A 1,091-nucleotide genomic window follows, 5' to 3' on the forward strand; every position below is an offset into this window, starting at 1 on the left:
CTTTTCAAAAAAGGAATGTAGAATGCAGCCATCTATCAAAGGAGGAACCAGAAATTTGTTTTATAGAGTCGACTCCAGCCAACCCTTTATAAGCATTATCGTCGTTACACTAAATGCAGCAGCCCATATTGAAAGCTGTCTTCTTTCAATAATGCAACAACCCTATCAGAATATTGAGATACTTGTATTTGACGGAGGGAGCAATGATGCTACCTTAAATATTCTGGAAAAGTATGATAAGTATATAACGTTTTGGCAAAGCCAGCCTGACCGGGGCGTATATGATGCTATGAACAAGGCGGTAAAGCTAGCAAAAGGCGATTGGGTATATTTCCTCGGAGCGGACGACAAGCTTTTAAGCGGGTTTGCCAGGTTGGCGTCCAAACTCACAGACAGCAATACTGTTTACTACGGCGATATGAGTTATGACGGCGAAGAAACGAGCCGCAAAAAGTACTCGGCGTACCGGCTTGCAAAAGAGACGATTTGCCACCAGGCAATTATCTATCCACGCTCCGTTTTTGATGAGTACCAGTATGATCTGAATTATCCGCTAGCCGCCGACTGGAATCTTAATCTGCGCCTGTGGGGGGATGAAAGATATACGTTCCGATTTTACCCTTACCTGATAGCCGATTTCTCAATGTCTGGTATTTCAACTCAGGGCAAAGATCATAATTTCCTTAAAGATCAGCCCAGGATCATTAAGGAGACACTCGGCTGGCCGGTTTATCTCCGGTATAGATTAAAGCAGCTTAAGAGAAAACTAAAGAACGCAAGCCATTAACATACCAGAATCATTTGTGTATCTGTATACCAAGCAATCCGCGCATTTTTAATACTTTTGCATCTTGATTTTTTAGATGAAAACATACTTTAGATTACTATCATTTGCTAAACCTATAGGAAAGTTTGCGATTCCCTACATAATAACAACGTTGCTCTCTGTACTGTTCAATACATTAAACCTTGCACTCGTAGTACCGCTGTTAACATTCCTTTTCAATACCAAAGGAGCAGAGGTGGTTCCCAAACCCGACAGTATCTGGAATATGATGGCAAACTTCAAATACTATTCGCAGGAGATTAAT

General features: G+C 41.3%; 2 protein-coding genes. Both read left to right on the top strand.

Going from position 1 to position 1,091, the window contains the following annotated elements:
- Positions 1 to 787 (top strand): glycosyltransferase family 2 protein (locus ACNOHI_RS24540; protein ID WP_420477349.1); only part of this gene is annotated, 787 nt, incomplete at its 5' end.
- A gap of 76 nt (positions 788 to 863) precedes the next feature.
- On the top strand, positions 864 to 1,091 hold a 228-nt coding region (locus ACNOHI_RS24545; RefSeq protein WP_420477350.1), incomplete at its 3' end, for a hypothetical protein.

This window comes from Noviherbaspirillum sp. ST9 (assembly GCF_048799745.1).
In the GTDB taxonomy this organism is placed as follows: Bacteria; Pseudomonadota; Gammaproteobacteria; order Burkholderiales; family Burkholderiaceae_D; genus Noviherbaspirillum.